The 7,271-nt window shown below is 36.3% G+C and carries 8 protein-coding genes and 1 tRNA gene; 6 read left to right on the top strand and 3 right to left on the bottom strand.

The features are described from left to right. Window positions 1–237: 237 nt before the first annotated feature. A tRNA-Gly gene (locus P278_RS09735) sits at window positions 238–310 on the bottom strand. A 308-nt stretch (window positions 311–618) separates the two neighbouring features. Between P278_RS09735 and P278_RS16860 the strand changes: the two genes are divergently transcribed. The 3 genes from P278_RS16860 to P278_RS09720 all read left to right on the top strand — a co-directional run bounded on the left by P278_RS16860 (window position 619) and on the right by P278_RS09720 (window position 3,364). Then, window positions 619–1,548, top strand: a complete 930-nt coding sequence (locus P278_RS16860) for a GNAT family N-acetyltransferase (RefSeq protein ID WP_161808357.1) — start codon at window positions 619–621, stop codon at window positions 1,546–1,548. Beyond that, window positions 1,545–2,252 (top strand): M15 family metallopeptidase, encoded by a 708-nt coding sequence (locus tag P278_RS09725; RefSeq protein WP_038265921.1) that lies wholly within the window; start codon window positions 1,545–1,547, stop codon window positions 2,250–2,252. Before P278_RS16860 ends, P278_RS09725 begins: the two co-directional genes overlap by 4 nt. Window positions 2,253–2,359: 107 nt before the next feature. Then, complete coding sequence (locus tag P278_RS09720; RefSeq protein WP_038265919.1) at window positions 2,360–3,364, top strand: DUF6588 family protein; 1,005 nt, start codon at window positions 2,360–2,362, stop codon at window positions 3,362–3,364. A 79-nt stretch (window positions 3,365–3,443) separates the two neighbouring features. Here the strand turns inward: P278_RS09720 and P278_RS09715 are convergent, their stop codons facing one another. Beyond that, entirely contained in the window at window positions 3,444–3,839 is a 396-nt protein-coding gene (locus P278_RS09715; RefSeq protein WP_038265917.1) for an ankyrin repeat domain-containing protein, read from the bottom strand. A gap of 251 nt (window positions 3,840–4,090) precedes the next feature. Here P278_RS09715 and gpmI point away from each other — a divergent pair, with 251 nt between their 5' ends. The 3 genes from gpmI (at window position 4,091) to P278_RS09700 (ending at window position 6,600) form a co-directional block, all read left to right on the top strand. Then, window positions 4,091–5,608 carry a 2,3-bisphosphoglycerate-independent phosphoglycerate mutase gene (gene gpmI / locus P278_RS09710; RefSeq protein ID WP_038265913.1) on the top strand — a complete coding sequence of 506 codons (1,518 nt, stop codon included), beginning with the start codon at window positions 4,091–4,093 and terminating at the stop codon, window positions 5,606–5,608. 148 nt (window positions 5,609–5,756) lie between these two features. Then, window positions 5,757–6,035, top strand: coding sequence for a Sec-independent protein translocase subunit TatA/TatB (locus P278_RS09705; RefSeq protein WP_038265910.1), 279 nt, complete (start codon window positions 5,757–5,759; stop codon window positions 6,033–6,035). Window positions 6,036–6,204: 169 nt separating this feature from the next. After that, window positions 6,205–6,600: a phosphatase PAP2 family protein gene (locus P278_RS09700; protein WP_235444274.1), complete on the top strand. Its 396-nt coding sequence runs from the start codon at window positions 6,205–6,207 to the stop codon at window positions 6,598–6,600. Here the strand turns inward: P278_RS09700 and P278_RS09695 are convergent. After that, complete coding sequence (locus tag P278_RS09695; RefSeq protein ID WP_038265905.1) at window positions 6,583–7,224, bottom strand: O-methyltransferase; 642 nt, start codon at window positions 7,222–7,224, stop codon at window positions 6,583–6,585. The two genes, P278_RS09700 and P278_RS09695, sit on opposite strands and share 18 nt — an antisense overlap. Window positions 7,225–7,271: the final 47 nt, after the last annotated feature.

Genomic DNA, 7,271 nt, shown 5'->3' with positions numbered 1-7,271 from the left:
CCGCATTTACTACGGAATCCATTCAAAAGCGGACTCAAATTAACCCCTGTTTTTTCTTTGTCATTCCGCACCTGTTGGGGAATCCATCATAAACACAACAATCGGGCATGAACCCCTTTTCCTTCTGCGCTTGAAGTTTATTGAATTGAGCAGGCCCTTTACGGACGCTTAGAACACTTGATGAAGTTTGAATTCATGCAATAAAAAAAGTCAACCTGGATAAGGTTGACTTTGTAGAGCGGGAGACGAGGTTCGAACTCGCGACATTCAGCTTGGAAGGCTGACGCTCTACCAACTGAGCTACTCCCGCAATTGCCCGGCAAATATAAATAAAGATTCAAATTACTTGCAAGTAAAAAATAGAATTTCTTTAAAAAAAATGATGTTTTGCTTGAGTGCGATTCGCTGGAAAAGGACCGATTCAAACAGGTGATTTTATAAGTTGTTAATTATGAGGAATAAACCACGTTTCGGAATGTAAAATGTCAATCACCATCTTTTAGATCATAAAATAAAAGAATAGATTAATTTTTCCTTTAGATAGCTTTATATTTTCGAATTCCAGTTGATTTTTACATTAATTTAGTGCCAGTGATAAGTTGAATTGATCTGTTGCCAATGAAATATATAACTGAAACCGAAAGAATTTATCTTCGTGAATTTAATACGGAAGATGCACGACATATATTTGAGTTACATAAAGACGAGGATGTTGTGCGTTTTACTGGCGATAAAATTAAAACATTAAAAGAAGCCGGGCATGAAATCACTCAACTATCCGGGAGTTATAAAAAATATGGTTTTGGAAGGTGGGCTGTGATTAGAAAAAGAGATGAATCTTTTTTGGGTTGGTGCGGACTAACATATTATCCGGACCTGGCCAGGGTAGAAGTAGGGTTTCGGTTTAATAAAAAGTTTTGGGGACAAGGTTTTGCTACAGAGGCCACCAAATCTGTGATTTCATATGGTTTTTCGAGTATAAAACTTTCAAAAATCTATGCCCATGCCCATAAGCTTAATACGAGTTCGCAAAAAGTTATGGAAAAGTGTGGCTTTACCAAGATCAAAGAATTCGAATATAATGACGTGCCCGTGTATCTGTATGTTAAAAAAAATCCAGACTTGCTGATTGAGTTTATATCAGCGCAAGAAACCTTTCAGGTTCGTCATCCTGTTTTAAGACCGGGAAGGCCTTTGGAGACATGTGTGTTTGAGGGGGATGATTTAAAATCAACATTTCATTTAGGTGCTTTTTACAATAAAAACCTAGTAGGAGTGGTTACTATGATGAAATCAGCAGAGAAGACTGAAAACGTTTTTCAGCTAAGAGGAATGGCAGTATTGGATGACTATCGGAAAAAAGGAATTGGTGAAGAGCTTGTGTGTCATGCAGAAGAAGAGGTTAGAAAAAAAGGAGGGACTTCTGTATGGATGAATGCCCGGCAGGTAGCTTTAAACTTTTATATGAAATTAGGGTATGAAAAGTTTGGTGAAAAGTTTAATATACCCAAAATTGGAGCACATTATAAAATGAAAAAACAACTATGATACAACGACTATTGCTGTTAATGATAATTACGAGCATTAATGTTCAGGCACAAAATAAAGCTATTTCAGTGGAAGAACTTCTTGGTAAAGGAGATCCAGAGCTGTATGGTAAAGGAATAAACCTTAGAAAGGAAGCTTATGAGTGTTTTGTTCAGATGCAGGAAGCGGCTGCCAGGGAAGGTATTGTGATAACCATAGCATCCAGTTATCGTAGCTATGAGAGTCAACGAAAAATCTGGGAGCGAAAGTTTAAAAGATTTACTGCAAATGGATTGTCTCCTTCCCAAGCTGTATCAAAAATTGTTGAGTATTCTACGATTCCAGGTACTTCAAGACATCATTGGGGAACGGATATTGATATTATTGATGGAACAAAAAAGGTTAAAGGTGACGTTTTGATACAAGATAATTACGAAAATGGAGGGCCTTATGCAAAGCTTAAACAATGGATGGATAAAAATGCACACAAATTTGGTTATTATTTAGTGTATACAAATGATTCTCAAAGAAAGGGATTTAATTATGAACCATGGCATTACAGCTATGCTCCCTTGTCTATTAGCTACCTCAAACAATATAGAGAGTTAGCTATAAAAGAGCAGCTGCTGGAATATAAGCTATTAGGGGCAAAGGCTTTTACAGATTCTTTTATCAATAGCTACATAGACAATAATATTTTAGATATAAATCCTGAATTATTGTAATAATCTTTTTGTAACTTTATTAAAATAAGGATACTACCCCGTAATCTCTTACCTTGAGGTTTGAAGAATTTCTAATATTTTATTAATATTTCTGATATAGGGTCGTAATGAAAAGATTAATACCAATTTTAATTTTGTTTGTTTTTCTTCAGGTGTCCTATGCTCAAAATATAACGGTTAAAGATTATCTGCTTTTGGGTGTTGATGCAGCACAGGATTTAATGTCAAAATATACAGAGCCGGCAGATGAAGGATTAATTTACGCTATAACCGGTGGGTGGTATAACGATGCCCGGGTTTTAGACAAGTGGGGTATGGATATAGCCCTTGTAACCAATGGTTCCTTTGTTCCAAGTGAAAAAAAAATATATAGACTCGATGTAAGTAGGTTTGATAATCTTGAAATTGTAGGGGGCGGAGAATCAGTGGATATTCCTACAATTATTGGCGATACCAAGTCTTCAGTGAGGTTAGCTGCTATTTTAGATGATGAGCGTTTTGAGTTTGATGTTCCAACGGGTATTACTGGCTTAGCTGATATAAATCTTTTGCCGTCTGCTTTCCTGCAGTTTAGGATGGGTATTCCATATGGTACCGAAATAAAGCTGAGGTATTTTCCTAAACTCAATATTGATAATTCAGAGTTAGGAATGCATGGGGCCGCAATACAACATCAGATTTCAAACTGGATAGAACCCATAAAAGAATCAATGTTTGCAGTTTCAGGTATCGTGGCCTATACAGCTATAAATGCTGATTATGAATTTCAAACAGGAGGTTTTGTTTCCGGAACTGGACAGCATATTGATTTTGATTATGATTCATGGTTGTTTGAAATGATAGTTTCAACAAAATACCCTAAGTATAATGCCTATGGAGGGGTGGGGTATATTACCGGTACCTCCGATGTTGCCATGAAAGGAACTTATGTGATTGAGACACAGCAACAGACCAGAACTTTCAGCGATCCATTTGTTATTGGGAATAATGTGTCGGGTTTAAGAGCAAATATAGGAGGGAAAGCAAGCTTTGGGAGGTTTAGTATAAATATTGATTATACATTTCAAGGATATAACAACCTATCTCTGGGTTTTAATTATAATATCAGATAGTTGCTAAAGTATAGAAATGAAAAATCCCGTGAAACGGGATTTTTCTGACTAATTCAAATTATGCAAATGAGCTTATTTTTTATGCTCTAAGTGCCTCTTTAATGATTTTATGCGCTTTGGTAGCTTTAGATAATTCAGCGTATTTTAAGGCTGTTCTTCCAAATTTTGAATCCTTAACTTTTAAGTCCGCACCCTTGGCGATTAATAGTTGTAAGATTTCACATCTGTTGTACCTGGCGGCAAACATAGCTGGAGTCATTCCATTGGAAGATTTTTGATTAACATCAGCTCCTAACTCAATTAATTTTTTTACGGTTTCCACATCACCCTTAACAATGGCCATGCAAAACGGACCTACATTTGGTTTGACGGTTAACTGAGTTTTTTCAGCGGTTGGTTCTAATTTTGTAGTTTTAGCATTCGAAATGCTTACTCCAATAAATAATAATGCGGTTACTAAGGCTAACTTTTTCATAATTGATGAATTTTTAATTGTTGAAATTTTATAGGTTATATAGAAAAGACGACCAATTCGGTAGGGTGTTTCACTTTTTATGTTGCTTTAACATTTGTTTAACCTACTTAAGATAAATTTAAGGAAGTGATGAAGGCAGGTATTCATTGTTAGGAATATAACTTCTTCCCGAGATAAGTTATGATACACATTAATCCCTTCTTATTTTTAGTACAGAATAGTATCTTTGAAAAATATAATCAGAATTACATATGAACAAGAAAGTTTTATTAATGATATTAGATGGTTGGGGGAAATCACCAGATCCTAAAATTTCAGCCATCGAAAATGCCAAAACGCCTTTTATAGATTCTTTGTATACCAATTATCCGGATGCAAATCTATTAACAGATGGATTAAATGTAGGATTGCCGGAGGGGCAGATGGGGAATAGTGAAGTAGGGCACATGAATCTTGGAGCAGGGAGAATTGTTTATCAGGATTTGGCTAAAATTAACCTTGCAGTTAAGGAGCATACACTGGCTCAGGAAACTGAGTTGAAAAAAGCCTTTGAATATGCTAAAGAAAATGATAAGGATGTTCACTTTATAGGTTTAGTAAGTGATGGAGGTGTGCATTCTCATATCAATCATTTGAAAGGATTACTTGATGCCACTAAGGACTATAATTTAAACAAAGTTTTCGTTCATGCCTTTACTGATGGTCGGGATGTAGATCCTAAAAGCGGAAAAGGGTTTATAGCAGATGTGCAAAGCTATTGTGAAAGAACCAATGCAAAACTGGCATCTGTCGTTGGGAGGTATTATGCGATGGACCGTGATCAAAGATGGGAGCGTGTTAAATTAGCCTACGACCTTTTAGTGAATGGTGAAGGTGAGCCATCGCATGATGTCTTAAAAGCTATACAGGAAAGTTATGATGCTGGGGTTACGGATGAGTTTATAAAGCCTATTGTTATTCAGGGCGATAATGATCAGCCTGTTGCAAAAATAAAAGATGGGGATGTGGTGATGATGTTTAATTTTAGAACCGATAGAGGACGACAGTTAACCCAGGCTTTGACTCAGCAGGATTTTCATGAGCAAAACATGCATAAATTGAATTTGTACTATGTGACCATGACAAATTATGATGAAACCTTCAAAGGGGTTCACGTTGTTTATGATAAAGAAAATATTACCCACACGTTGGGAGAAGTACTCTCAAAAGCAGGGAAGAAACAGATCAGGATTGCCGAAACCGAAAAGTATCCTCATGTTACCTTCTTCTTTAATGGCGGACGTGAAGAACCTTTTACAGGAGAGAAACGTATTTTGTGCCCTTCTCCTAAGGTTGCTACCTATGATATGCAACCTGAAATGAGTGCCTATGATATACGTGATGCTATAGTTCCCGAATTGGAAAAGGGTGAGGTTGATTTTGTTTGTTTGAACTTTGCAAACCCTGATATGGTTGGGCATACGGGTGTTATGGAGGCAGCTGTTAAGGCATGTGAGGTTGTAGACGAATGTGCTAAAGATGTTATTACAGCAGCCAACGAGAATGGATATACCTCCATTGTCATTGCAGATCATGGTAATTGCGATACTATGATAAATCCTGATGGAACACCTAATACAGCGCACACTACAAATCCAGTACCTGTGATATTAGTGGATAAGGATATAAAGACCATTAAAGATGGAATACTTGGAGATATTGCGCCAACCGTGTTGAAATTAATAGGTGTGGAAAAGCCTGAGGCTATGTCACGAGAATCACTGGTTTAAAAACTATAAAAAAGTTCATATTAAGAAACGATCAAATTGCTTTCAGGCTTTGATCGTTTTTTAATTTTTAAAGACTGTTAAATTATAACATTTCATTTGTGGTAACACGCATAATGTTCTATATATTTGCAAAGAATAAGAAAGAATTATGATGTTTCTTTTTATAAGCGGAACCGAAATTGTATTTATCCTCTTTATAGTGGTAATGGTTTTTGGTGCAGATAAGATACCGGAAATTGCCAGAGGGTTAGGGAAAGGTATGCGTCAACTTAAGGATGCAACGAATGATGTAAAAGCGGAAATACAAAGAAGTGCCGAAAAACAAGGTATAAATTCCGATGAAATTACAGGTAATATAACCAAAGAAATAGACGATATTAAAAAAGACATTGATGATGTGACAGGTTCTATTAAGCGTCGCATGTAGGTTTATGTTTAATGATATCAAGGATATAGATACCAGTTTTTTTATTTTTCTTAATAGTCTGGGGGCCGAAAAGTATGATTATTTTTGGATCTCAATAACCCAGATTTATTTCTGGATTCCCTTCTACATAATTTTAGCTTTGATCCTGGTAAAAACCTTTGGCAAGAGTTTGGGCAAAAGAATAGCTATGTATGCAGTCTTCTTGCTTGGCGTTACCATACTGATTACAGAATCAGTTAGGATGATCGTTGGACGAATAAGACCTAATAATGCTGGACTTGAAGAAGTGATTAGAATCTTGCAATTTCCTGTCAATAACAGCTTTTTTTCCGGGCACGCTGCAAATTCATTTAGCCTTACCACCTTTTTCGTGATGTTGCTTTGTAGAAAGAGTAAGTGGTATGTGTTGCTATACCTATGGCCACTGCTTTTTAGTTATAGCAGGATATATGTTGGAGTTCATTACCCTTCTGATATTTTGGTGGGAAGTATAGTAGGAGTTCTTTTAGGGGGTTCTGCCTACAAAATTTTAAAAAGGAATAGCCTGTTAAATAACCCGACATAAGGTTAACCCATCTCTGATAGGCAGTAATACAGTCTCCACTCGCTTATCTTCTTTGAGTTTTTTATTATAGGCTTTTAAAGCAATAGTGCTTTTGTCGTTAGGCTTGGCTTCTTTCAGTACCTTACCACTCCAAAGAACATTGTCTGATAAAATGATGCCTCCGGGATTCATTTTTTCAATAATCAGATCAAAATAATGAGAATAATTCTCCTTGTCGGCATCGATAAAGACTAAATCGAAATTTGAATCAATCCCGGGAATAAGATCTAGGGCATTTCCTAAGTGCTGAACAATTCGATCCCCAAAACCACTTTTGTCAAAGTAGGTGCGTTGCAGCTCTTGTAGTTCTTCATTAATGTCAATGGTGTGGAGTGTACCGTCTTTTTTAAGGCCTTCCGCCAGACAAATTGCCGAATACCCGGTATAGGTCCCAATTTCCAGTATGCACTTGGGGTTAATTAATTTTGATAAGATGCTGAGTACTCTACCTTGAAAATGTCCACTAAGCATTCTGGGTTGTAGTACTTTTAAGTGGGTCTCACGATCTAACTCCTGAAGTAATTTAGGTTCATCCTCAGAGTGATTTGCAATATAGTTTTCAAGTTCTGGCGAGATAAAATGCATCTTAATGGTTTTTTACAAATGTACTTAATTTTGATTGTTTATTTTTG

Source organism: Zhouia amylolytica AD3 (assembly GCF_000511935.2).
In the GTDB taxonomy this organism is placed as follows: Bacteria; Bacteroidota; Bacteroidia; order Flavobacteriales; family Flavobacteriaceae; genus Zhouia; species Zhouia amylolytica.
Note: the sequence above shows the minus strand (reverse complement) of the source record. Positions and strands in the feature narration are given on the sequence as shown.

Excerpts from the sequence above, each read along its gene's own strand:
- P278_RS09695 (WP_038265905.1), bottom strand. The coding sequence starts at position 7,224 with ATGCATTTTATCTCGCCAGAACTTGAAAACTATATTGCAAATCACTCT.
- P278_RS16860 (WP_161808357.1), top strand. The coding sequence starts at position 619 with ATGAAATATATAACTGAAACCGAAAGAATTTATCTTCGTGAATTTAAT.
- gpmI (WP_038265913.1), top strand. The coding sequence starts at position 4,091 with ATGAACAAGAAAGTTTTATTAATGATATTAGATGGTTGGGGGAAATCA.
- P278_RS09705 (WP_038265910.1), top strand. The coding sequence starts at position 5,757 with ATGATGTTTCTTTTTATAAGCGGAACCGAAATTGTATTTATCCTCTTT.
- P278_RS09725 (WP_038265921.1), top strand. The coding sequence starts at position 1,545 with ATGATACAACGACTATTGCTGTTAATGATAATTACGAGCATTAATGTT.
- P278_RS09715 (WP_038265917.1), bottom strand. The coding sequence starts at position 3,839 with ATGAAAAAGTTAGCCTTAGTAACCGCATTATTATTTATTGGAGTAAGC.
- P278_RS09720 (WP_038265919.1), top strand. The coding sequence starts at position 2,360 with ATGAAAAGATTAATACCAATTTTAATTTTGTTTGTTTTTCTTCAGGTG.